22 protein-coding genes are annotated in these 24,542 nt (G+C 28.5%); 6 read left to right on the top strand and 16 right to left on the bottom strand.

Translation table 11 applies throughout. The annotated features are described in order from the left end of the window. From CSPA_RS12285 to CSPA_RS12275, 3 genes are all read right to left on the bottom strand, one after another. Complete coding sequence (locus CSPA_RS12285; RefSeq protein ID WP_015392600.1) at positions 1-1,755, bottom strand: PocR ligand-binding domain-containing protein; 1,755 nt, start codon at positions 1,753-1,755, stop codon at positions 1-3. Between the two features lie 278 nt (positions 1,756-2,033). After that, positions 2,034-2,747 carry an immunoglobulin-like domain-containing protein gene (locus tag CSPA_RS28960; protein WP_015392599.1) on the bottom strand — a complete coding sequence of 238 codons (714 nt, stop codon included), beginning with the start codon at positions 2,745-2,747 and terminating at the stop codon, positions 2,034-2,036. A 311-nt stretch (positions 2,748-3,058) separates the two neighbouring features. After that, complete coding sequence (locus CSPA_RS12275; RefSeq protein WP_015392598.1) at positions 3,059-3,550, bottom strand: hypothetical protein; 492 nt, start codon at positions 3,548-3,550, stop codon at positions 3,059-3,061. 188 nt (positions 3,551-3,738) lie between these two features. Between CSPA_RS12275 and CSPA_RS12270 the strand changes: the two genes are divergently transcribed. Beyond that, complete coding sequence (locus CSPA_RS12270; protein WP_015392597.1) at positions 3,739-4,161, top strand: DUF6892 domain-containing protein; 423 nt, start codon at positions 3,739-3,741, stop codon at positions 4,159-4,161. A gap of 101 nt (positions 4,162-4,262) precedes the next feature. On the opposite strand, the gene CSPA_RS12265 is transcribed toward CSPA_RS12270, so the two are convergent. From CSPA_RS12265 to CSPA_RS12255, 3 genes are all read right to left on the bottom strand, one after another. Next, positions 4,263-4,562, bottom strand: a complete 300-nt coding sequence (locus tag CSPA_RS12265; RefSeq protein ID WP_015392596.1) for a SoxR reducing system RseC family protein — start codon at positions 4,560-4,562, stop codon at positions 4,263-4,265. Between the two features lie 79 nt (positions 4,563-4,641). Next, positions 4,642-5,091: a GNAT family N-acetyltransferase gene (locus CSPA_RS12260; protein ID WP_015392595.1), complete on the bottom strand. Its 450-nt coding sequence runs from the start codon at positions 5,089-5,091 to the stop codon at positions 4,642-4,644. 104 nt (positions 5,092-5,195) lie between these two features. Continuing rightward, the gene (locus CSPA_RS12255; protein ID WP_026106401.1) at positions 5,196-5,660 is read right to left on the bottom strand and encodes a pyridoxamine 5'-phosphate oxidase family protein; all 465 of its coding nucleotides are present in this window, start codon (positions 5,658-5,660) and stop codon (positions 5,196-5,198) included. Between the two features lie 134 nt (positions 5,661-5,794). On the opposite strand from CSPA_RS12255, the gene CSPA_RS12250 reads away from it, so the two are divergent. Then, positions 5,795-6,346: a hypothetical protein gene (locus CSPA_RS12250; protein WP_015392593.1), complete on the top strand. Its 552-nt coding sequence runs from the start codon at positions 5,795-5,797 to the stop codon at positions 6,344-6,346. 29 nt (positions 6,347-6,375) lie between these two features. Here the strand turns inward: CSPA_RS12250 and CSPA_RS12245 are convergent, their stop codons facing one another. Next, complete coding sequence (locus CSPA_RS12245; RefSeq protein WP_015392592.1) at positions 6,376-6,912, bottom strand: cysteine hydrolase family protein; 537 nt, start codon at positions 6,910-6,912, stop codon at positions 6,376-6,378. 140 nt (positions 6,913-7,052) lie between these two features. Here CSPA_RS12245 and CSPA_RS12240 point away from each other — a divergent pair, with 140 nt between their 5' ends. Further along, entirely contained in the window at positions 7,053-7,937 is an 885-nt protein-coding gene (locus CSPA_RS12240) for a LysR family transcriptional regulator (protein WP_015392591.1), read from the top strand. A gap of 46 nt (positions 7,938-7,983) precedes the next feature. Here CSPA_RS12240 and CSPA_RS12235 read toward each other — a convergent pair whose 3' ends face one another. Further along, positions 7,984-8,190: a hypothetical protein gene (locus tag CSPA_RS12235; RefSeq protein ID WP_015392590.1), complete on the bottom strand. Its 207-nt coding sequence runs from the start codon at positions 8,188-8,190 to the stop codon at positions 7,984-7,986. Between the two features lie 344 nt (positions 8,191-8,534). Here CSPA_RS12235 and CSPA_RS12230 point away from each other — a divergent pair, with 344 nt between their 5' ends. Next, complete coding sequence (locus CSPA_RS12230; protein ID WP_015392589.1) at positions 8,535-9,257, top strand: DUF975 family protein; 723 nt, start codon at positions 8,535-8,537, stop codon at positions 9,255-9,257. Positions 9,258-9,371: 114 nt separating this feature from the next. Here the strand turns inward: CSPA_RS12230 and CSPA_RS12225 are convergent, their stop codons facing one another. From CSPA_RS12225 to CSPA_RS12205, 5 genes are all read right to left on the bottom strand, one after another. Then, positions 9,372-10,847, bottom strand: coding sequence for a nitrite/sulfite reductase (locus CSPA_RS12225; protein WP_015392588.1), 1,476 nt, complete (start codon positions 10,845-10,847; stop codon positions 9,372-9,374). Between the two features lie 723 nt (positions 10,848-11,570). After that, positions 11,571-12,284: a Crp/Fnr family transcriptional regulator gene (locus CSPA_RS12220; RefSeq protein WP_015392587.1), complete on the bottom strand. Its 714-nt coding sequence runs from the start codon at positions 12,282-12,284 to the stop codon at positions 11,571-11,573. A 29-nt stretch (positions 12,285-12,313) separates the two neighbouring features. Further along, positions 12,314-13,024, bottom strand: a complete 711-nt coding sequence (gene pflA / locus CSPA_RS12215) for a pyruvate formate-lyase-activating protein (RefSeq protein WP_015392586.1) — start codon at positions 13,022-13,024, stop codon at positions 12,314-12,316. A 183-nt stretch (positions 13,025-13,207) separates the two neighbouring features. Continuing rightward, the gene (pflB, locus tag CSPA_RS12210; protein ID WP_015392585.1) at positions 13,208-15,436 is read right to left on the bottom strand and encodes a formate C-acetyltransferase; all 2,229 of its coding nucleotides are present in this window, start codon (positions 15,434-15,436) and stop codon (positions 13,208-13,210) included. A gap of 212 nt (positions 15,437-15,648) precedes the next feature. Further along, complete coding sequence (locus CSPA_RS12205) at positions 15,649-16,434, bottom strand: Cof-type HAD-IIB family hydrolase (RefSeq protein WP_015392584.1); 786 nt, start codon at positions 16,432-16,434, stop codon at positions 15,649-15,651. 160 nt (positions 16,435-16,594) lie between these two features. On the opposite strand from CSPA_RS12205, the gene CSPA_RS12200 reads away from it, so the two are divergent. Further along, positions 16,595-17,359: a DeoR/GlpR family DNA-binding transcription regulator gene (locus CSPA_RS12200; RefSeq protein ID WP_015392583.1), complete on the top strand. Its 765-nt coding sequence runs from the start codon at positions 16,595-16,597 to the stop codon at positions 17,357-17,359. Between the two features lie 176 nt (positions 17,360-17,535). Here CSPA_RS12200 and CSPA_RS12195 read toward each other — a convergent pair whose 3' ends face one another. Beyond that, positions 17,536-18,063: a GNAT family N-acetyltransferase gene (locus tag CSPA_RS12195; RefSeq protein WP_015392582.1), complete on the bottom strand. Its 528-nt coding sequence runs from the start codon at positions 18,061-18,063 to the stop codon at positions 17,536-17,538. A 181-nt stretch (positions 18,064-18,244) separates the two neighbouring features. On the opposite strand from CSPA_RS12195, the gene CSPA_RS12190 reads away from it, so the two are divergent. Continuing rightward, positions 18,245-19,159, top strand: a complete 915-nt coding sequence (locus CSPA_RS12190; protein ID WP_015392581.1) for a DMT family transporter — start codon at positions 18,245-18,247, stop codon at positions 19,157-19,159. Positions 19,160-19,303: 144 nt separating this feature from the next. On the opposite strand, the gene CSPA_RS12185 is transcribed toward CSPA_RS12190, so the two are convergent. Beyond that, complete coding sequence (locus CSPA_RS12185; RefSeq protein ID WP_015392580.1) at positions 19,304-21,004, bottom strand: molecular chaperone HscC; 1,701 nt, start codon at positions 21,002-21,004, stop codon at positions 19,304-19,306. Positions 21,005-21,022: 18 nt separating this feature from the next. Next, complete coding sequence (locus tag CSPA_RS12180) at positions 21,023-24,247, bottom strand: tetratricopeptide repeat protein (protein WP_015392579.1); 3,225 nt, start codon at positions 24,245-24,247, stop codon at positions 21,023-21,025. Positions 24,248-24,542: the final 295 nt, after the last annotated feature.

Genomic DNA, 24,542 nt, shown 5'->3' with positions numbered 1-24,542 from the left:
CTAACTTCTTTCAAATTGCTTAATTGCATAAATGTCTGAAAATTCAATTCTTACCTTTTCAACACGGTTATTTAAACTATTACTTACCAATTTATAGTTTTCACTGCTATTATTTCCATCCACAATTTTAACAGGGAATTTTATTATGAATTTTGTTCCAACTCCACATTCACTTTCTACAGATATGGTCCCCCCTTGCATTTCTACTAATGATTTTACAAGCGATAACCCTATTCCACTTCCCTCTTGATTTCTTGTAAATGACTTATCAACCTGCCTAAATCTATCAAATATTATATCTATTTTATCTTTAGGTATGCCAACCCCATTGTCTTCAACCGAAATTGTTAAATACTCTTCTCCATCAGCTATGTTAACAAGAATGTGTCCACCTGTATCTGTAAATTTTACAGCATTAGATAAAAGGTTAAGCATTATTCTTTCCATCTTATCTAAATCACAAGCTACTATTTTTTCTTCTAAATCTGTATCAAATATAAGCTCCAAATCATTTGTTCTTGCATATTCTACAACAGATGAAACTATGTCTTCTACAACCTCAACAATATTGCAATTTATCATATTTGTTTCCAAGAAACCAGAATCCAACTTTGTCACATCAATCAAGTTATTCACTAACCTCATTAATCTAAAACAATTTTGTGTTTGAATATTTATATTATCGTAAATTTTTTTTCTATTAATATTTTCTTTTTCCAAATTCATCATTAAAACTTTATTTGAACATAGTAAAATATTTAATGGTGTTCTCAACTCATGTGAAATATTTGCAAAAAATTCTGTCCTTAACTTATCTAGTTCTAAAGCTTGATTTTTAACAGTTAATTCAGCTTGCTTTCTTTCTGATATATTTCGTACAGTTCCTAAAATACTTTCTCTTCCATTAATATTTACAATACGTATATTAATTTCAACCCAAAATTCATTATTATCCTTATCTATACAAATTAATTCAAGTACTAATTTCTTTTCAACCCTTAACCTTCTAATTATTACATATAAGGACATTTCATTATATGGTGAATTATTAGAAATGATATTATCAATATTTTTATGTAAAAACTCTTCTCTAGAATAACCAAACATAACCGTAGCTGTTTTATTTATGTCCAATATATTCCCATAAAAATCAGAAATAAATATTGTATCATTTACAGAACTAAAAATAGAATTTAAATACTCTTGACTTTTTTTTAATTTTTCTTCTGATTTTTTGTACTCTATTAGCCTTAAACCACTTTCAGCCATTGTTTCGATCAAGCCTTTATGATACTCAATTATGTGATTGACTTTTTCTCTTGATAGAATAGGAACTTTACTAAGCTCTTCGAAGTAATCTTTTTCATCAAACCCAAATTTCAAAGCCTGCTCTTTAAAAAACTCTATATTAATAGCATCATCGTCATAAAAAAATTGTCCAAAATAAAGCGTTGCAATATGACTTCCTGAAATAATAATTGGTATTCCAATATCCCACATTCCATTTTTACATTTATATTCCACATACTCACCATCTAAGATATGTTTTTTTAGATAATTATCACTTTCTAAACAAAACTTACAAGTGGTATTATGTGCCCTATGAAACTTATTGCATATATCAAGCCATCCAACTTCGAGCTCTATAGTTCCATCAATACTTATAATTGCAAGTGGAATTTTAGCTATGGCATAAATATTTTCTGCAATTTTTTTAATTGACTCAATATTTACTAATTCCCTAAAAGTAGTCATCTCATATTCTCCCATCAATCAAACATTCCATGTTTCAAGATATACATTAATGTTTTAAAATATTATGTCATTACATCTATGTATTAAACAGTATTAATTTCATATTTTTTACATAAAATTAACTATCACAATGTAGTGACAATAATTTCATAAAATTCTATAAAACTTTGACCTATTCTTAGTTACTTCTTAATATATATATTTGTCGTTAAGTTTCAACTAAATCTTTAAGGAAAATGCACTGATTTAAATAAATTAATCAGTGCATTTTATCCTTATTAACTTAACTTTTCCTTTAAATCAAATTCTACAGTGTAATCTTCTGAACCAATTCTTTTTGTTACCCTATATTTTCCTGGAGTAAATTGAGTGAAGCCTTTCAAAACATTTAGTGAAATTGTTCCCTCTTCAGTATCTTTTGGATTTATAACTACTGATTTATCATCAGATTTAGTAAATTGTGAAAAAGTATGCCACATATCATCTTCAAACTTGCTTACGACATAATCTGCTTTACATACACGAATTTCATCTGTATTGTTTGTAATGTAAAATTTAATTTGCTTTGTTCCAAGTACATATGCACTATTCTCAAGCTTTAAAGTAACTCCATCTAATGTAAATTGACTTTTAACATCAGTATTATTTATAGATTTTGAACCATCGCTTTTTTGTATATTAGTTTGATTACTGTTTCCTTTATCTTTTTCAGCTTCTGTTAAATCATTTTGAATTGACGGAATCAAAGCACCATCAGATCCTAATATATAATATCCAATTCTAGTATCATGTAGCATATAACCGTCTTGTCCAAAATAATATAACTTTCCATTAATTTCTCTCCAACCAATAGAATATGAATTTCCCTCAGTATTCCACCAGCCATGAGAATCCTGTTTCCATTCTGCACTTGCTCCCACTGAATTTAATGCAAAAACTGATCCTACTACAAGCACACTAGCTATAACTTTTGTAAATTCTATTCTTTTCATTTTAATTTTCCTTTCATTTTTGATTCGACAATCTTATTTATTCTTATTCATATATTATAACATAACTGGTAATTATAACATTATTCTTTATAAAAAAACTTTTTACATACATCATAAAACAAAATACACAACTCATTTAAATATTCTTTTTTATATATTATCGACATATTTTACTGCATTACAGATTCCTAAAAGAATAAAAAATAGAAGAAACTATTGTAAAATTAAACCTACCTAATGTAATCTTTCTTAATTAAAAACATTACACCATTTTTTACAATAACTCTTCTGTACGTGTTTCTTATATTTTATTAAGATTTTCCTTGTAATATACCCTTTTCATTAATATACAGTCCACTAATATTTGTATTTACTTCCATTCCTCCGTCATCATTTAAGTAATACCAATTACTATTAAACTTAAGCCACCCAGTCCTCATTTTCCCATCATTTCCAAAATAATACCACTTATTTTTATCCTTCACCCATTCAGTTTTCATTTTGCCATCACTTCCAAGAAAATACCATCTATTATTACTCAGTATCCAATTTTTTTGTTTTTCACCATTAATAATAAAATACCAACTACCATTTTCTTGCTTCCATTCATTTGAATTCGAATTTAATGTTGAACTTGAATTAGCTGTTTCTTTTTTAATTATTTCAGATTTTGGCTTTGCTTTATTACTTTCATCGCTAACTGGAATTGATGTTTTTATTGCTAATAAAATCCCTGCAGCTGCACTTGCCATAATTACAACTATCACACTTGTTATAGCAAGAATAACCGTATTCTTTCTCATATTGCCTACTCCTTATTTTCGTCATTAATAATTTATTTTACCAAACTTTCAAAATTATTTCCATTGTATTTCAATTAAAATATTAACAAAAATGTATTTTGATAATTATTGTGTAATAATAAACCTAGTACTATAATATAACATAACTATGAAGCAATTATTTATTTAAATTATGGAGGGCAAAACTTGTGAAACGATATATTGATAAGACAAGACTTTTTGATGATTTTAACTTTAAGTTAATTGTAATTAATTCTTTATTAGAACAAAATCCATCCTTTGAAGCTGAATTAGAAAAAAACAAGGAACTTTACACAGACAAATATGAATGGTATTCAAATGCAGGACCCATTGAAGAAATGTTAGAATTTTTTGAAGAACTTTCACTAACTCAACAAGACCTAGATAAAATTACAGACTTATATTTTGATGGCGGAAATGATATTTATGGTTTAATTATTCCTGATTGGGATGGAGAAGATGACTTCTTTGATGTACACTCAGTACAGGGCTTTGAAAACTTACCAAACCTTGAAACTGTTGAACTTATAAGCATGTGTGATGAAGAAGTATTAGAACCTATGAGAGCAAAAGGAATTTCAATTGAATAATTTCATCAATTAATCTTTTTTATTTTTGTAAACGTAGACATATTAATAGTATGCTACTAAGTGGCATACTATTAATCAAATTTATCTAATATGTATTTTTATTATAAATCATCCCAGTATATTTTTTCAGCTTTTTCGTCAACTTTAGAAGCTTTGTCAAATAACTTTATTCCAATTCCAGCAATTATCACTCCCACTAATCCTCCAATTATTTGAAAAATAATAGAAGATGAATTCATTGCTTCCCCTATACAGGCTCCAAGATACGCACCTAAAATTACTGCTATTATAGGGAAAATGAACATAACAAATGCTGCTAATAGCATATTGGTACTTTTTTTACCTTGTACTTTCTTATTATTTTGATTATGGATAACTTCTTCTTGATTTCCCATTTTCATCTTATTCACCTTCCATGATTTTATGTCTATATAATTATTATAACATATAATAATTTCATTAATAAATAATTTTAAAATGTTACGAATTAGCCTTTTCAAAGATTTTCAAAAAATTCATTTGCTTTTTTACATTAATAAATCCATGTCTTTGGTAAAATCTATGAGCATTCAACCTATCAAATCCAGTACTTAATCTTATTCCGCTATATCCATTTTTCTTAGCCCACTGTTCCAAATTATTCATCAATTCATTTCCTATGCCGTTATTTCTATACTTTTCTTTAACCACAAATCCCAAAACATTTATTAATAAATCCATATAAAGCAATTCATACGGGCTTCCATGAATATATCCAATTACTTCTGCGCCATGCTCGGCAACTAAAATAATATCCTTTGCATTTTCTGTTATATTTTGAATTCTTTCTTTTGTCTTTTTTATTGAATATAAATACCCTAGTTCTTGATTTAATGTGTATATATTCTCATAATCAGTTATTTTTATTTTTCTCACATTTATTTGTTCCATTTTTCTCCCTCTCTTATACCTATTAATATTATATATATATATTAAATTATATAATAAATTCAAGAAAAATTCCAAGTAATTCGTCAAATTTTATTCAATAGCAATTATCTTCTAGCTTTACCAGAAATATATTCTATATCTATCTTTATTACATTCGTTTTTATGATAGATGCTGAAATATACTTCTTTCCATTTTCTATGTAATCCGGTGAATACTTATTTATTAATTCTAGAAGAATCATATTTTTTTCTTCTCCTAAAACTTCATTAGCTTTTCCAAATACAATTACACTTTCATAATTTGTACTAAATTTATCAGGTAAAACACAGGTATCTCCAACTACGCAAAAAGAAACCTTATTGCTATTTTTTAAATTTTCTAATTTAGTTCCTTCTGTAGCACAATGAAAATATAATGCATTATCTTTATAGACATAATTAATAGGTAATCCATATGGGTATCCATTTTCACCTATTGTAGATAAAACTCCATAATCACATTTTTCTAACATGACTTTAGCCTCTTCAGTACTAATTAATCTGTCACTTCTTCTCATCTCTTTAAACATATCTACGCATCCCTTCATTAATCTAATTATTCTTCCTATAGCTTTAATATCTATTTTGACTATTTCACTTTATTGTAACACTTCTTATAAAGGAATAATATATTAAATTAAAGCATTTAAATTAGTAGGATACAATGGAATTCAAAGGATGGAATAGTTTTGAAGACTTAGCTAAAGCTTGTGGATATGCTAACACCAATAAGGATAATACTAACAAAACTCAATCAAAGAGTAGTAATACTTCAAATAATATGGGCTGTTCAGATATTCCCAATGGATTTCAATGTTTAAATCCAGCATTATTTGTTGTGATAGGAGAAATTCTTGGAAATATAATTGCTGGAAGTATTCCTTATAATGTTCAAAATGCCCTTGGGAATTGGCTTGAATTAGTTGGGCAAGCAATTTTAACATATAATTCTCAACAACAATACTTTCAAGGAGGACCAGGTAGATATTTTAGTCCACTCAATTATAATGTCAACAATCCTTTTTGCAACACAAATCCCACAAATACTAACCAAGATTCTATTTCAAAAAATGATAACAAATCCTCAAAGAATAAAAAAGAACATACTCCAGACTCATCTATTAATACAGATACAATAAGGCTAGCTGAATTAGAAGCCTGCGTAAATCAATTAAAATCTGAAATAGAGCAACTCAAAAATAAACTAGATAATTGAGTTACTCTAATACAATATTCAAATAAAAATCAGTTATTCCTTAAAATTTTCACTGTATCTTCCATTGGAATAACACTAGCAAATCGATTATTCCAAATTTTATAATTATAAAATTCATAAAGTTTCTCACCAGATAGATACTCATTATCAAAAGTTGAATTTGTATCTTCTGGAATAATTATTTTATATTCATAATCAAAAGCACTTTTTAAAGTGGCATCCATGCAATATTCTGTTTGTAACCCTACAAGAATAATTGTAGTAATGCCTTTTTCCTCCAAGTAATTTCTTAATTCAGTTTTATGAAAAGCGCTATTATATTCTTTTTCAATGATATACTCATTATCGTCAGGTGCTATTTCATCATAAATCTGCCAGCCGTCTGTACCCTTTTCCAATTCACTGCCAATCCCATCATCATGACGTACATATATAACTTTATGCTCATTTTTTCTGGCTTCTAGGATTAGTTTTTTAATATTCTCAATAACTTTTTTTTCATTATACGGATGATTCTTAATCAATTCATTTTGAACATCTACAATCATTAAAACAATACTACTCATATGTTTTCTTCCTTTCATTTAAAAAAATCTTTTTATTATTTACAATTCCGATTATAAAAAAGGTTTTTCAATTTGTACAACGAATATATTCAATAGTAACAATCAAAAAAATTAATTATAGATAAGGAATAATACAAAATATGGATAATGATCTTTTAACAACTTTCATCTATTTAGCTAGGCTTAAAAACTTTACAAAGACAGCTGATCAGCTTCATGTAGTCCAATCTACTATCACTAGTAGAATAAAACATTTAGAATCTAATATAGGTGAGACATTATTTATACGAACAAATAAAAATGTTGAGTTAACAAACGCAGGTGAAGCTTTTCTCCCTTATGCAAAGCAATTACTTAGTTTGCAAGAATCTGCTATTTTCCACCTTAGAAATCTTGAATTATTTAATGATACACTTAATATTGGAGTTGTACACTCTATTTATGACTGCCATGTTCAAGAAATGATTCTTAAATATATGCAGCAAAACAAAAAAATTGCTATAAAAGTAACTATTGAACACAGTGAAAATCTTATACAAATGCTCCATGAAGATCAATTAGATATTGCATTTATATATTGGGACATTAAGTCTCCTAAATTTGTATGTGAGCCTTTCTTTAGTGATAAAATTATACTACTAACTGGAGCACAGAATAGAAAATTAATCTCTAGTGGAATAACAAACGAAGAACTTAGGAATCTTCCATTATTGTGCTCAGCTATTCAAACTGATTCATTTACAGAATGGTTCTACTCAATTTTCCCGAAAAATTATGTTTATCCTTTAGATATAAATATTAGCAGTAATATTATTACATTTTTAAAAGAAGGAATAGGATATAGTTTTTTATTAGAATCTGCTGCTAAGAAGTTTATTCAAGATGGCTCACTAATTGAAGTAAAATTACTTGAAAGTACTCCACCAAGCATGGAAAGCTATCTCCTAATTAATAAGCAGAGAATTAATTCAATTGGAGTAACTCAGTGGCTTAAAGAGTTTATTCCACAAATGCTTCTTAATTAAGATAACATTTACATCAAAACGAACTCTATTTCTAGAGTTCGTAATATTATGCATTCCTATTGATAAATTTACTAGCATAGTCAATCAAAACTTGCAATTCTTCTAATTTCCCTTTTTGAAATTGATTGTTGTCATCTTCCCACATTGCTTTCTCATCACGAAGTTTTCTTATTATTCCTCGTAATGTATCTTTATCATTTTTGTTTTTTTCTATGATTTCTTTAAAATTTTCTTTAACCTTTTCAATAACCATAAACCTCACTCCCCTCAATATATCTAATTATACAAGAGAAGACAAATTCCTTCTTATATTTCTAGCAAATATGAAATATTATTAAAATTTCTATTCACTATCAACCTTCTAAAATAAAAATGAAATCATGAGAAAAGACTAGCAATTTAATGAAATTCGTAGATTTGATATGTTTGGAATATACATCCAACTTTAAAACGTCTTTTTTGACATTTCCGTTAACTTGTTATATGGTATTTTATAACTTATAATACTTTTATGTTATCTACCTTATATCATATTTAATAGCTGAAATTTTATAAAATTTCAAACAAAATAATTTAATACTTAAATGGGGGAAATATATGTGGAGTAGAAAAGAACTAAAAGAAAGAGCTAAAGCTATTTTAGCCGTAAACTATTGGAATGCATTTTTAATTAGTATAATAATTGCTTTAGTAGGTGGTAATAATTTATTGAGTGGCGGTAATCATCACTTTAATAACTCAAGACATTCTATTTTTTTTAATTTTTATCATAACAGCTTTATTCATTGGAAAGTCATGTCATTTTCTTTATCTGCAATTCTGATATTATTGGCTATTCGTATTTTTATTGGATATTGCTTAGAAGTGGGTGGAAGAAAATATTTTATTAACTCGGCTCAATATCTCTATGATAAAAAATGCTTTAGTTTTGGCTTTTACGAAGAACATTATCTTGGAATAATAAAAGCAATGCTAGCAACAAAGATTTTAATTTTTATTTGGAGCTTGTTATTAGTTATACCTGGCATAATAAAATCATATTCTTATAGAATGGTACCATACATTCTTGCTGACAATCCTAATATAGGAGTTGAAAAGGCAATTTCCTTAAGTAACGAAATGACCATGGGACATAAATTAGATATGTTTGTATTAGATTTATCATTTTTGGGTTGGTACTTATTAGATACACTAGCATTTGGAATAGGAATATTTTTTGTAATGCCATATGATAATGCCACCAAAGCTGAGCTCTATTTATCATTAAGAGAAAATGCTTTAAGAAATAATTTATGCTCTTATAATGATTTATTATTATAAGAGAGTATCCTATAAAAATAATATCTATTTTGTTCAAGGATATGTGATACTAATAATAGCAGTAAAATTATGGTATCACAATCCATTTATATTTTAAGCAGCATTTTTTAGCTTTTATTCAAAATCAGAATATATATCTGGATTTCCATTAATACCCTCTATATATGAATGCTTCTTTACTAATGCCCTTATTTCTCTTTCTTTATTTTCTATAAAAATGCCAAAATCTTTACATTCAGCTTCCACTTTCAATTTTGCCAATTCTTCAAAAAAGCTAGGTACCCTTTTTGCTGGAACTTCTCCATATATTTCTCCAAGCTTCTCAGCATCTCTTCCTATTTTTTCATTAAATAATATAGAGTATACTGGTACAAGTCCATCTTCAGTATATCTTTTCTTTCCAATAAGTCCAATTATACTCTTTTGAGGTTGAGCGCATGAATTTGAGCAGCCAGAAATAATTATTTCTGGTAAAGCATTTTTTATTTCAAAAGATTTGTCTTTGAAGGTTTCAATAAGCTTATATAGTAGTGCTTGTGAATTATTTATTCCAAATTTACAAATCCTAGCTCCAGCACAAACCACTGAATTGTCTATACTAAATTTAGAGGAAAAATATGAGGTTAAATCCACTAGTTTTTCTGCATCAAGTTTATTTAAATCTCTAACAAAAAATCCTTGTGTCAAATTTAATCTTATAGATACTGCATAATCTAAATCCCTTATAAATTTCAAAATATCCTCTAAATTATTAATAGAAATATTGCCATTCGTAGGGTGAACATGTACCGAATAATACCCATCTTGTTTTTGATTGATTATTCTATTGCCATATTTGTCCTTACAATCTTTTTCAGTAACTTTTTTTGCTTTTTCTATTTTATCCTGATCATGCTTTATATTAAGTTCTAAATTTTTTTCACTTTTAACTTTATTTAATTCATTTTTGAATTTTTCTATAAATTTTTCTTCTCCTAAGCTTTTAAGAACAAATCTTAATCTAGCTTTTCGTCTATCGTTTCCGTCCCCTTCTCTTTCAAAAAGTTGCTTCATAGCTTGTACATAATTTAATACATATTTGTCTTCAATAAATTCTTCAAGCTTTATACCAACTCTTGGATTCTTACCTAAACCACCAGCCACATATACTTCAAAGCCCCTTTTTCCATTAACAGTTTTAGCTATAAATCCTATATCTGCAATGGTTGCATTAGCTGTATCTTCAAAATTATTTGAAAAAGCTATCTTATATTTTTTAGGCGAATTTAAAGTTCTAGGACCTTTCATCATTAAATCAACAACAGCTTGCATATATGGTGTAACATCAAAAGCTTCATCTTCTGCTACTCCTGAAAGAGGAGAACATGCAACATTTATTTTCCATTGGTCATTAGTAGCCTTAGTAGTCAATCCAGCTTTACTAAGTTCCTCTAATACCTCACTAGAAACTTCCTTTTTAACTGACAACAGTTGAATTTCCTGCCTTGAGGTGAAGCGTATTTGATTTCCTCCATATTTCTTTGCCATATTACTTATTATTTCCAATTGATCAATTGTTATACATCCGCCAAAAATTCTCGGTCGTATCATATTTTATCTTCAACCTTCCTATATTTATTCCTATAATTGAGCTAAAGGATTAATCTCCCTATTCATGATAGTATAATAAAAACTGTTTTTCTTTATTAGCTTACTTATAGTTCTTGTAGTCTTATCAATAATTACAGTTGTTCTAATAATATCATTAAACCTGTTTTTTTCCCATGTTAACAGTCACGCTTGAACTTAATATCAAGAAATTCCGCAGAAAAAGTGAATGTCCAAATCTTGAATTTGACTACATTAACTTTCTTCTTGGAGCTTTGCTCCTTCATCATTCATTATTAATCATTCCTCTTCAATAATATAGATATCCAAATGAATAACCAAACTTATAAATGTAATATACATGCATAATTGAGAAATTATAACCGTAACACTTCACTAGAAATATGATACATTTTTTTCTGGAGCAGGCATGTGAAATTGAGCTGTTGAAGGGTATTAATGTGGGCTTGTTTCATTTTCAGCTTGTCTAAAAGTGAATGTCCAAATTTTATATTTGGAAACATGAACTTTCTCCTTGGGGATTTTACATCTGGAACACGCTAAAATGACGACAAGCCCACATTTAGAACCTTCCAGCGAAAATTTCACTAGTCCTGCGGAAGATAAATGTATCATATTTCGGTAATTGTTGCATATATCTAATTCTTGATTTGGATATTTATAATAAAAAGTTCACTACTACAAATGTAATAATGAACTTTTACTTTAAATATAATCTTGTAATCCGTCCTTATCAAGGATTACAATTGTTTTTGTTCCTATTATTTCAATTAGTTTTTCAACTTCAAGCTTTTTTAGTTTTCTACTTATGGTTTCTCTAGTAACACCAATATAATTTGCCATTTCTACTCTTGATAATGGTAATTTAATATATATTTTTCCATCTTTATTTTCACCATATTTTTCTGCTAAATCAATTAATAAATAAGCCATTCTTGAATCCACATCATTAGTTGCAAGATTTTGAACTAGACTTTCAATTCTCGCTAGCCTTTCTGCAACAGCTTCTAGAATTTTTATTCCAATTTCCGGATTCCTCATCATTATGGCTCTCATTTCATCTTTAGTAATAGTACATATTTTTGAATTCTCAATTGCTTTAGCATTAAATCCATATTTAGATGGTTTTATAAGCTCTAATTCACCGAAAAAATCTCTCCCAGAAAGTACATGTAAAATTTGTTCTTTTCCATCTTTCGTATATTTATATAATTTTATCTTTCCTTGATTTATAAAATATAAGGTCTTAGCAACATCTCCTTCTATAAAAATAGTATCTCCCTTTGCAAATTCCTTATGTTCTATAATATCTGCAATTTCTATAATTTCTTCATCATTTAAATTTTCAAATATTGGAACTTTACTTGCACAAAACTGACCTACAGAATTATTGCAGCAATTCATACACTGATTATTCACAATCTATTCCTCCATTGTCAGTTAAATTATTATTTCTCGAATATTTCTTTTTGATACTTTTTAAGTAAATCTTTATCCATTGCCTTTACACCTTCAAGAGGATATTTTATTTCCAAAGTATCATACTTATTCTTTCCAAGTAAATGATACGGAAGTAATTCCACTTTTTCAACATTAGGTATTGTATCTATATATTCCTTTAATTCTTTTAAATGCTCCACACCATCTGTTATTCCAGGAACAACAACATGTCTTATCCACATTTTAGTATTATTTCTTTTCATAGCTTCTAAAAAATTTAAAGATTCGTCTATTTCCATTAAAGTGATATTCTTATATCCTTCTCTAGTAATATGCTTTATATCAAATAAAACTAAATCAGTATATTTCAAAATTTCATCATAATCACCAAAGCCATATCCTGCAGTATCTATACAAGTGTTTATACCTTTGCTTTTACATAATTTTAAACATTCCAATAAAAATTCTGGTTGTCTTAGCGGCTCTCCTCCGGAAAAGGTAACCCCTCCTCCGCTGCTTGAAAAATAGGATTTAAATCTTTCTATTTTTTTCACTAATTGCTCTGGAGTATATTCTTCTCCACCATTCATAGCCCAAGTATCAGGATTGTGACAAAACTTACACCGTAAAGCACAACCTTGCAAAAATACAACAACTCTAATTCCAGGTCCATCTACAAGTCCCATTGTTTCTATTGAATGAATTTTTCCTACCGCCACATTAATCACCGCCCTTCTATAGTTTACAATTTACAGGTTACAGTTAATTATGTCAAGCTACAGTTTACAAGTTACAATTTACAGTTATTTATCTAAAGTGCAAGAAGAAAAGCTGAAAGCTTTTCTTCTTAAGTATATATTTTAGAAATCCCGTAGGGATTTCATCCTCAACTGTTAACTGCCTTAAATGCTTTCATGGAAAGTTCTACTTATAACTTCTAATTGTTGTTCCTTAGATAATCTGCTAAAGTTAACAGCATATCCTGAAACTCTTATTGTTAAAGTTGGATATTTATCTGGATTTTCCATTGCATCAATCAAAGTTTGTCTATTAAGAACATTAACATTTAAGTGATGTGCTCCTTGTACAAAATACCCATCTAGTATTGCTACTAGGTTAGTAGTCTTTTGATTTTCATCTTTTCCTAAGGCATCTGGTACTATTGAAAAAGTATTTGACACTCCATCCTGACAGATTTCATTATATGGTATCTTAGCCACTGAATTTAATGATGCTAATGCTCCATTTATATCTCTTCCATGCATTGGATTTGCTCCTGGCGCTAATGGTTCGCCTTTCTTTCTTCCATCTGGAGTTGTTCCTGTTTTCTTTCCATACATAACATTTGAAGTTATTGTTAATGCTGATAATGTGTGTTTTGCATTTCTATATAAAGGATGTTTCTTAAGTTCATTTGAAAATCTAGTAACTAATTCAACACCTAAATCATCTGCTCTATCATCATCATTTCCGTACTTAGGGAAATCCCCTTCAACTTCAAAGTCTACTGTTATACCTGCTTCATTTCTGATTGGCTTAACCTTTGCAAATTTTATTGCTGACAAGGAATCTATAGCTACTGAAAGACCTGCTATTCCAAAAGCCATTAATCTTTCTACTGCTGTATCATGAAGTGCCATTTGACCTGCTTCATAAGCATATTTATCATGCATAAAGTGAATTATGTTCATAGTGTCTACATAAACCTTAGCAACATATTCTAATACCTTATTATAATTTTCTTTAACTTTCTTAAAGTCTAAAATCTCGTCTTTTATAGGTTCAATTCCTGGTACAACCTTAATCCCTTTTAATTCATCTACTCCACCATTGATTGCATATAAAAGAGATTTAGCTATATTTGCTCTAGCTCCAAAGAACTGCATTTGCTTACCAACCTTCATTGCTGATACACAACATGCTATGGCATAATCATCACCATAAACTGGTCTCATAACTTCATCGCTTTCATATTGAATAGAATCTGTTTTTATTGAAATTTCTGCACAATACTTCTTAAAGTTTTCTGGTAATTTATCTGACCATAAAACTGTTAAGTTTGGTTCTGCTGAAGTTCCAAGATTAATTAAAGTATGAAGATATCTAAAAGAGTTCTTAGTTACAAGTGATTTACCATTGATCCCCATTCCACCAATTGATTCTGTTACCCATGTAGGATCTCCACCAAATAATTCATTGTATTCTGGAGTTCTTAAGTGTCTAACTAATCTTAATTTTATAATTAATTGATCTACAATTTCTTGAGCTTCTTTTTCTGTTATAACTCCTGCTTCTAGATCTCTTTCAAGATATATATCTAAGAAGGTTGAAGTTCTTCCAAAAGAAGTTGCTGCTCCATTGTTTTCTTTAATTCCTGCTAAATATCCAAAATATAAATGTTGAGCTGCTTCTTTTGCATTTGCAGCTGGTTTTGATATGTCTATTCCATATTTAGCTGCCATAGATTTAATTTCACTTAAAGCTCTGATTTGCATTGATACTTCTTCTCTTTTTCTTACTAATTCATCAAGCATATCTCCATTTAAATTATCTAAATCTCTTTTCTTTTCTTCTATTAAATAATCAATTCCATAAAGAGCTACTCTTCTATAGTCCCCGATTATTCTTCCTCTTCCATATGCATCTGGAAGTCCTGTTAGAAGGCCTGCACTTCTTGCTGCTCTGATTTCTTTAGTATATCCATCAAAAACCCCTTCATTATGAGTTTTTCTGTACTTAGAAAAATGCTTTTCTATTTCTGGATCTAATTCATAGCCATATTCCTTTAATGAACTTTGAACCATTCTAAGTCCGCCAAATGGATTTACTATTCTCTTTAGTGGTGCATCTGTTTGAAGTCCAACTATAACTTCATTGTCTTTATCAATATATCCTGCTTCGTAGTTATCAATTCCTGATACTCTATCTGTAGCAACATCAATTATTCCTTTTTTAACCTCTTCAACTATAAGAGCATATGCTTTTTCCCATACTTTACTTGTCTTTTCAGTTTTATCTTCTAAGAAGCTTGAATCACCTTCGTATAATTTATAATTTTTTTGTATAAAGTTCCTTACATCTATTCCTTCTTGCCAAGTTCCTTCTTTAAAGCCTTCCCATTGTTTAAACATAATTATTTCCTCCTTGCCTATTATGAGAACTTTAATATCTCATATTTAGAAGCCTTATTATTTAACTTAACTTCTGACTCTATTATAACTTTTATCTATTTATTAGAATGTGATTTAAATCAAAAAATATTAATTTTACCAATATAATTTTAAAAATAACTGCTCGTAAATTGACGAGCAGTTATTACGCTTAAACTATGATTTATATTAAACTATAAAATAAATTTTTCTATTTCTAAAGCCACTCCATCATTTTGAACTGTATCTGTAACTTTTTTTGCATAACCTTTTACATAATCGTCTGCATTTCCCATTGCTATTCCGCATCCAACCGTTGACAACATTTCTATATCATTTTTTCCATCACCAAAAGCATAGCTATTCTCTAAAGGAATATTCAAGAAATCTAATATTTTTAAAATTCCAGAAGCTTTGGAACTCCTTTTTGAATATAATTCAAAAGAACCATCTTCTGAGTTATAGATGTAATTAAAGCATTTATCTTCAAGAGATAAGCAATAATCTATTCCATGTGTATTTTCGCATAACATTTCTATCTTGTATATATCAACATCTTCAAGTTTGTAATTTCCCTCTAGATACTTTTTAGATATATTATAAGTATCATAAAATGAATGTAACTTCTTATGTTCATCTTTTATATATGAATATTTCTCGCCTTGTAGTATATATTCAATATCATGTTTTTCAAAATTTGAAGTAAGTTCTATAATAACTTCTTTATCAATTGCTTCTTTATATAGACACTTATCGTTAAGTATTACATACGAACCATTTGTAAGCACAAAGCCATCAAATCCAAAATCAAGCAAGGCACTACTAAGAAACGCATATGGTCTTCCAGTTGCAATGAATACATAATCTCCTTTTTCCTGCAATTTACGTATTGCCATCTTTACTCTTGGTGTAATATCCATTATTCCATTTATACAATCAAGTAAGGTTCCATCAATATCAAAAAATACTGCTTTCTTCATATTTTCCTCATCTCCCAACGCAATTCATTCTCGTTTAGTATAATTTGTTATCATTTAGTATCATTTTATTTTGTTTAATGAGATTTGTCAATTAATTTAATTGCATTTTAACATTCTCATTGTTAAAATAGAAATAAATGAGAATATGTTGGAGGAAATTATGTTTATTGAAGAAAGACACAAGCATATTTTAGATATGCTTGAACAAGATGGGAAAGTATTAGTAAAAGATTTAAGTTTACAATTTAAAGTAAGTGAAAGCATGATCAGAAAAGATCTTCAAGTTCTAGAAAAAAACAACTTGCTCCAGCGTACTTATGGTGGTGCAATTAACATAACGCGCACTATAGTAAATGGTGAGAGCTTTTTCAAAAGAGTAGAAAAAAATATAGATTTAAAAGAAGTAATAGCGAAAAAGGCTTATGAACTAATAAATGAAAATGATACTATTTTTTTAGATGCCTCTAGCATATCCTATATGCTTACAAAACTAATTACAGAAAATAATAGAAAAATCACTTTAATTACAAATATGGTTGAGATTTCATCAATGATAAGTCTAGATTCAAAAGTACACTTAATCTTTATAGGTGGGGAATATAGTCCTCTTGTAGGCGGAAACATAGGTTTCCACTCAACTGAACAAATAAAACTTTATCGTTGTAATAAAGCTTTTATAGGCTGCAGCGGAATGGATCTTAGAGATGGAGCTATTAGCACTGGTAGTTCTGAAGATGTTGGCACTAAAAAGGCAATTATGAAAATATCTAAAGAATTATTTCTCTTAGCACCAAATGAGAGATTCAACTTAGATGGAATTTTTAATTTCTCAAATATAACTGATTTTCACGGTATAATTACTGAGGCTAAACCAAATAATACCATATTGACCTTACTGGAACAATATGATATAAATTTGATTTAGCCCTAACTTAAAGCAACACTTGCTATGCTGGCTTAAGATATATAAACCATAGGACGAATTAGTGTTATTGAGTTTTTCTTCATTAAACTTTTGAAAAAAACAATTAGCTTTACCTTCCTAAGATACAGCCAGCATCAAGGTTCCAATTGTATCATCCTTATAATAATTTTTTCATTTCAAATGACTCCTCTGTCAATAACATAAGTCAATTTACTATAAGTTTTTTCATTTCCACTTCTTGTTGCTTTATAATTCTTCTCTAAATCCAATCTTTTCATACTACACTTTTCCATAACTTTATAAGAGCCAATATTCATATCTGCACAAGTTGCTATTATCCTATTTACAGATAAATTATTAAAGGCTTCTTTAATTACTGCCTTTACTGCTTCACTCATATAACCATTATTCCAAAACTTCTTATTTGAAATCCACCCTATTTCTGCTTCGGAATTTTTAATAATTAAACTAACATTTCCAATAACCTTTGAAGTTTCTTTCAGTCTTATAACAAATTCATACCATGCTGGATTTTCTGAACTCATAAAGAAAATACAATCACTGATAAAATTACTTATTTCATCTTTTGTTTTTGGCCAATGTATCATATATTTACCAGTTTCTTCATCACAACCATATTCACAAATATCATCATAGTCAATTTCTTTTATTGGACAAACAATTAATCTATCTGTTTCAATCATCCGTTCACTTCCTAAAAATAATATATCTTTAAGTAAATTATAGCATAATATTGTAATTACAGTTGAACTTTTGCGAAAATGAGGTTACACTTTTGTAGATGGAATTATAATTAAATAAAAAATTCTGATTTGATTATATGAGATATTATGATCAATATTTTTCTAGAAGGGACGTTGTATTTTGAATAATTCACATAAATTTATCCATTACTTATTATTATTTTTTGGAGTCTTAGCAATTTCTACATCTGCAATATTTGTAAAACTTTCAGCAGCACCTACTCCCATTATAGCCACATATAGATTGCTTTTCTCCACACTGATGATACTACCAGTAGTCATTTTTAATAAAAAATATATTTTAGAAATAAAAAAATTAAAATTCAAACAATTAGGTGCAGTTTTTTCTTCTGGAATTTTTCTTGCAATACATTATATACTTTGGTTTGAATCCTTACGCTATACTTCAGTTGCTAGTTCAACAGTTCTTGTTACTATGCAGCCTTTATTTGCTTTTATTGGAAGCTATTTTTTCTTTGGTGAGAAATTAAAAAAATTATCACTCTTTGGCGGTTTATTATCTATATTAGGTAGCTGCATAATAGGTTTAGGAGATTTTCAAATTGGTGGTATAGCATTACTTGGAGATTTACTTGCTTTATTAGCTGCTGGTGTCATTACAGCTTACTTTCTTATTGGACAAAGTATAAGACAGGAATTATCTTTAGTTGTTTATGTTTTTATTTGTTATTTGAGCAGCAGCGTATTCTTAATAGGATATTCCGTTATATTAGGATATCCACTTATAGGCTATCAACAATCTGATTGGCTATGTTTCCTAGGCTTAGCATTCATTTCGACAATACTTGGCCAAACAGTTTTAAACTGGTTGATTAAGTGGTTAAATGCTTCAACTATTTCTATGAGCATATTAGGTGAACCAGTTGGTACCTGTATATTAGCATATTTGATTCTTGGTGAATCTATTTCTTATAATCAAATTCTTGGATCAATAATCATATTACTAGGTATAGGCATATTTTTAATTGGCAAAACTAGACGACAAAAGATCCAAGAGATTATTCCCAATAATTAATCATATATCAAACCACAATAATAGCTTTATAACAATAGTATTAATATCATAAAATAAAATAGTTCAAAACAATACATATAGTATGTTTTAAACTATTTTATTTAGAACTTTTTATCTACCATTTTAACTTAAATAACATTTCAGCTACCAAAGCAAATCTATACTTTCAATTTCGTCAAAGAAAGCTTTTAGTTCTCCAGCTGCTTCTTCAATTTGAATCTTATCCTGCTTGTCTAGTATGTCTTCAAATTTTCTCATGCATACATCTATTTCTTGTCTTATTTCCCCAAAACTCTCTTCATACAATCTCTCTCCCCTAGATAACAACAATTTATTTTCTTCTCTATCCCTAGGTAAAATTTTCAATTCCTTTAGTTCTGCTAGCCTTTCTTCGATTTCTTCTTCTGTCATATTAGTTCCATCTTGTTGAATTATAATTCTTTTTTTCAATTTTGTAGACACTACTGTTACTTCAACCTCTAATATAGAATTTATATCATAAGTATAGGTTACATCTATAGCCTCTTCCCCTGCCTTCTTTCTTTGAACTGGAACTACAATTTCCCCAAGATATAAATTATTCTTAGCCAATCTACTTTCACCTTGCAAAACTTCTATTCTAATTTCAGATTGATTATCATAAACTGTATAGAGTCTTTCAGTTCTGCTTACTGGAATCACCGTATTTCTTTCAATTATCGGAAAGAAATGTCCTGATTCATAGTAATTTCCTTGTCTTTGAACAGATACATTAGTTCCAAGTGTATATGGACATACATCTGTTAATACTATTTCTCTTATTGTTTCATTTCTTTCTTTCATTGCACCTTGAGTTGATGCTCCTAAGGCTACTGCTTCATCTGGATTAATATGAGTATTAGGCAGCATACCAAATAATTTACCTACAAAGTTCCTAACTATAGGTAACTTGGTTGCACCTCCAACTAAAATAATCTCTTCAATTTCCTTAACCTTTATTGCTGCATCTCCAAGTGCTCTTTCTATAGGTTTTCTTATTTTTGATAGTAATAACTGGCAAGATTTTTCATAATCCTCAAGTGCTACTTCATACTCTATTAACTCATCATTAATTTTGCATTTCATTAAAGAAACTTTTCCGTTTGAAAAACCTAACTTGCATAGTTCCGCTTGTTTTCTTACATGTGCCAAAGTTTTTCTATCTAATGAATTTTCATCAAGCTCCTTTTCTTTAAGAAACATATTGAATAAAATATCAGTAAAGTCCTCCCCACCTAAGAAATTATCTCCAGCTACTGCCCTAACTTCCATAATATTTTTATAGACTTCCAATACTGAAATATCAAAGGTTCCTCCTCCTAAATCAAAAACTAAAAATTTTGTATTAGATTTTTTATTGTGCAACCCATATGCTATAGCAGCTGCTGTTGGCTCATTAATCATTCTTTCAACTTTTAATCCTGCAAGTTTACCAGCTCTAACCGTTGCTTTACGTTGAGAATCATTAAAATATGCTGGAACACTTATTACAGCTTCAGTTATTGATTGTCCTAAAAACTCTTCTGCCTCTTCTTTTAATGAACGAATAACAAATGAAGATAATTCTTCTGCTAAAAATTCCTTTTTCCCTAATTTATATTTTTTCTGAGTTCCCATACTTCTTTTAAATACTTCTGCAGTAAAATCAGGGTAAAGTATTTTTCTTTCTTTAGCAACTTGTCCAACATATATTTGTTCATCTTCATCAATACTCACAATTGAAGGTGTCAAATTTTCTCCTAGCCTATTTGGTATAATTACCGGACCATTTTCTGAAAAATAAGAAACCAAACTGTTTGTTGTTCCTAAGTCAATTCCTATTATCATAAATATCTCCTTAAATTCTTATTTTAATAATTTTTCGATTCTTTCGATCGCTTCTAAAGTTGATTTATCCTCATTGTTTACATTTAACGCTTTTTTATAATATTTCAAAGCTTCTTTATATTCTTTTTCTCTTTCGTAAAGTTCTCCAAAAACATAATAAGCATCATAGCATTCTTTAAAGTTACAATGTTCACACAGCTCTGAATTAATAGCCATTTCCAAATACTCTATAGCCTTACTTGTGTTCTCTAAACCATTGTAACAGCTTCCGATATTACTATACTCAAAAGGTGTTTTTTCTTCAACCTTATGGAATTTGGAAAGTGCAGTCAAATAATTTAATTTTGCTTTTTCTTTATTTCCAAGTTCTTTATAGGCTGCAGCTATTAATAAATAATTAATACCTTTTTCCTTATCAACACCAACCTGAAGTTTATAATATTTTATGGCTGTTTCATAATCCTTTAGATCATCATAAATTCTTCCCATATTCTCATACGCATATTTTGAATCAGGATTTATTTCCAATGCCTTTTTAGACCATTCTATTGCCCTATCATATTCTTCCATTGATTTATATGCACTGCTAATTTCATCATAAAAATCTTCTAAAATATTTATTTTAGTTTCTTCTTGCTGTTTATGAACTTCAATTCCTTTTAAATAAGTTTCAATAGCTTCCTTATATAATTTCATTTTCTTTAACAGTTTAGCTTTTCTATAATAAAGTTCATCGTCATCACTATAGTCTTCAATTGCCTTATCGTAATATTCTAAAGCTAGTTCGTTCTCATCTAACTTTTTATAACAAGCAATTATATTTCTATAGAACCTTAAATCTCTTTTATCTACATCTGCTTCTATTGCTTTTTTATAATATGGAATAGATTTATCAGCTTCATTTTTTCTTTCATAAAGATATCCAAGACTATTATAAGCATAAGGATTTTCAGGTTCTAGCTCAATTGCACATCTATAATCGTCCTCTGCTTCATCAAATTTACCATTTCTAGCATAAAGGAGACCTCTATTTAAATAGTAATATGCACCTCTTTCTATTTCAATTTGCTTGTTATAGTAATCTAAAGCATTATCATAATCATCAAGAGCATCATACATTTCTCCTATAGAATTATTAATTGTACGATTTTCTGGATCTAATGCTAAGACTTCCTTATAACATTCCAAGGCTTTTTCATATTCTCTAAGTTCCTCAAAAATTTGTCCCTTCTTTAAGAATGGATAATATCTTGGATTTTCTTTATTGGCATTTATAAGAGTTTCATAATCTTTAATTGCAAAGCCAAAAGATCCTAAGTATCTATAAGTTGAAGCTCTAAAATATAAATATTCCTCTTCATTATTTGAATTTTCAATGGCATCATTTATATACTCTAATGCTTTATCAAATAAACTTCTGTCATAGTATATAATAGCCAGCTCAAACAGTATTTTATGGGCTAAATCACTTTCTTCATTTTCTAACATATCTATAGCTAACTTTTCAGCTTCTTCACTTTTATTGCTATTGCTTAATGCTTTTATTTTATAAAGATTAGTTTCCTCATTTGCTATATTATATTTTTCTAATTCTTCTGCAATTGTAAGCATTTCTTCATATTCTTCATAAATGTTAAATATTTTCATTTTGATTAAATAAGGTTTAGTGTAGTATTGATAAATGCTTATTGCTATATTAGCTTCATCCATAGCTTCTCTATAATAATTTAAATTAAATAAACCCTCGGCCCTATTCATATGAAGAAATACATCATTGTTGTTTATTTCCAAGCCTTTATCAATAGCCGCAATACTTTCTTCAAATCTACCAAGTTTGTTCAAAACAAACCCCTTATTATTTAATGCAGATATTTTATTTTCATTTATTTCTAAAACTTTATTGTAAAAGTCTAGAGAACTTTCATACTCTTCTTTAGTAGAAAATATTCGTCCCTTTTGATAATAAACCATTTCTAACTCTTGCTGCTTATATTCATTTTCATCTTCCTCTGCAAGTAAATTTTCCTGCCATTTATCTAGATATTCTAAAGCTTTATCATAGTTATTTTTAGAAAAATATGCTCTGCTGCTTAAATCACAATATTGATTCTCATCATCTTCATCTGGCTTAAAACTCTCACATAACTTTATAATTTCATCATATTTTTCATTGTTATAATAGTACCAGCCTAGTTGAAGCTTAGTTTTTAGATCTTCTGGATTTTCAGCACATTTTGCTTCAAATTCTTCTATACGTTTATCATATAAAATATATAATCTTTCCCTAACATAATCATCATAGCTGTTAACATCCAATGCTTCTTCAAACAGCCTTTCAGCCTCATCTAAATTATCAGTTTCTAAAAAGCAGTCTGCTAGTCCAACTTTTGAATTATAATCATTAGGATTTATTTCAATACACTTACTATAATATTCTTTTGCTTTATCAAAATTTTTACTCTGCCACTCAACTTCCCCCATTCCGTAAAGAGCAAAAGTTTCATTAGGGCATTTCTTTAATAAAGCTTCCCCGTTTTTTCTTGCAAGTTCATAATCTTCTTTTATAAGATAATATCTCACTTTCCAATATTCAAGTGAAGGGTGATTTATATGATATTCTTCAATATTTTCGAAATCTTTTTTTACTTCTTCAAGATCATTACTATTCAGATCTCTTTGAATCTTAAAAAATAAAGCTATCCATGAATCATAGTCTTTATTATCCTCAATATCTTCAAATGAATAATAATTTAAACTATCGCTATAATTAGGATTTATTCTATCACTGACATAGTTAACAAAACTCTCATGAAAGTCATTATACAGTTCTTCTATTTTTTCACTCCAAGAAAAATATTCATCAAACAAAAGCCAGATATTTTTAGGTACGTAAAAATAATCCATTAGGAATTCAAGTAATTTATTACTTGCCTCTTCTCTAGAATCAATGGCAAAGCAAACCTCATCTTCTAATAGCTCTCTCCATGCATCCTCACTAATTCTTAAAGAAAAATTATTATATACTTCTCTAATTTTCTTAACCCAAATCCCAATTGGTGTAGTATCTTCCTCTTCTAAATTTTCATCATAATCAGCAAATTTCAGAGCTTCTTCATAAGCTGCCCTTAATCTTTTAAAACCTTCTTCATCATCTTCTGGATTTATCTTTTGAAGCCTTCTCATATATGCTTCCTTTATCTCCAGTTTATCTCTTGTCTCTTTTATTCCCAAAATACTCCACAAAACAACTTTCCTCCCTTTATGTAATATACAAATTTTAATTATAGTAAAGATATCATATATTTATTAATATATCATAAAATGTAATTGATTTACATTGATATATTTAAAACCTTATAGATATCCAAATTAATACTCAAACTTATAAATGGAATATGTATGCATTATCGAGAAATTATAATCTTAACACTACACTAGAAATTACATACATTTTTCTGGAAGCAGGCATGTGAAATTGAGCTGATGATGGTTATTAGTGGAAGGTTGTTTCATTTTCTGCTTGTCATAAATTTACTTT

Source organism: Clostridium saccharoperbutylacetonicum N1-4(HMT), assembly GCF_000340885.1.
Classification (GTDB): Bacteria; Bacillota; Clostridia; order Clostridiales; family Clostridiaceae; genus Clostridium; species Clostridium saccharoperbutylacetonicum.
Note: the sequence above shows the minus strand (reverse complement) of the source record. Positions and strands in the feature narration are given on the sequence as shown.

Coding starts and splice junctions, on each gene's coding strand:
- CSPA_RS12205 (WP_015392584.1), bottom strand. CDS start 16,434: ATGAAGAAAGCAGTATTTTTTGATATTGATGGAACCTTACTTGATTGT.
- CSPA_RS12275 (WP_015392598.1), bottom strand. CDS start 3,550: ATGAGAAAGAATACGGTTATTCTTGCTATAACAAGTGTGATAGTTGTA.
- CSPA_RS12185 (WP_015392580.1), bottom strand. CDS start 21,004: ATGATAATAGGAATTGACTTAGGAACAACAAACAGTTTGGTTTCTTAT.
- CSPA_RS12260 (WP_015392595.1), bottom strand. CDS start 5,091: ATGGAACAAATAAATGTGAGAAAAATAAAAATAACTGATTATGAGAAT.
- CSPA_RS12255 (WP_026106401.1), bottom strand. CDS start 5,660: ATGTTTAAAGAGATGAGAAGAAGTGACAGATTAATTAGTACTGAAGAG.
- pflB (WP_015392585.1), bottom strand. CDS start 15,436: ATGTTTAAACAATGGGAAGGCTTTAAAGAAGGAACTTGGCAAGAAGGA.
- CSPA_RS12195 (WP_015392582.1), bottom strand. CDS start 18,063: ATGATTGAAACAGATAGATTAATTGTTTGTCCAATAAAAGAAATTGAC.
- CSPA_RS12285 (WP_015392600.1), bottom strand. CDS start 1,755: ATGACTACTTTTAGGGAATTAGTAAATATTGAGTCAATTAAAAAAATT.
- CSPA_RS12250 (WP_015392593.1), top strand. CDS start 5,795: ATGGAATTCAAAGGATGGAATAGTTTTGAAGACTTAGCTAAAGCTTGT.
- CSPA_RS12230 (WP_015392589.1), top strand. CDS start 8,535: ATGTGGAGTAGAAAAGAACTAAAAGAAAGAGCTAAAGCTATTTTAGCC.
- CSPA_RS12240 (WP_015392591.1), top strand. CDS start 7,053: ATGGATAATGATCTTTTAACAACTTTCATCTATTTAGCTAGGCTTAAA.
- CSPA_RS12225 (WP_015392588.1), bottom strand. CDS start 10,847: ATGATACGACCGAGAATTTTTGGCGGATGTATAACAATTGATCAATTG.
- CSPA_RS28960 (WP_015392599.1), bottom strand. CDS start 2,747: ATGAAAAGAATAGAATTTACAAAAGTTATAGCTAGTGTGCTTGTAGTA.
- CSPA_RS12265 (WP_015392596.1), bottom strand. CDS start 4,562: ATGAAAATGGGAAATCAAGAAGAAGTTATCCATAATCAAAATAATAAG.
- CSPA_RS12200 (WP_015392583.1), top strand. CDS start 16,595: ATGTTTATTGAAGAAAGACACAAGCATATTTTAGATATGCTTGAACAA.
- CSPA_RS12245 (WP_015392592.1), bottom strand. CDS start 6,912: ATGAGTAGTATTGTTTTAATGATTGTAGATGTTCAAAATGAATTGATT.
- CSPA_RS12235 (WP_015392590.1), bottom strand. CDS start 8,190: ATGGTTATTGAAAAGGTTAAAGAAAATTTTAAAGAAATCATAGAAAAA.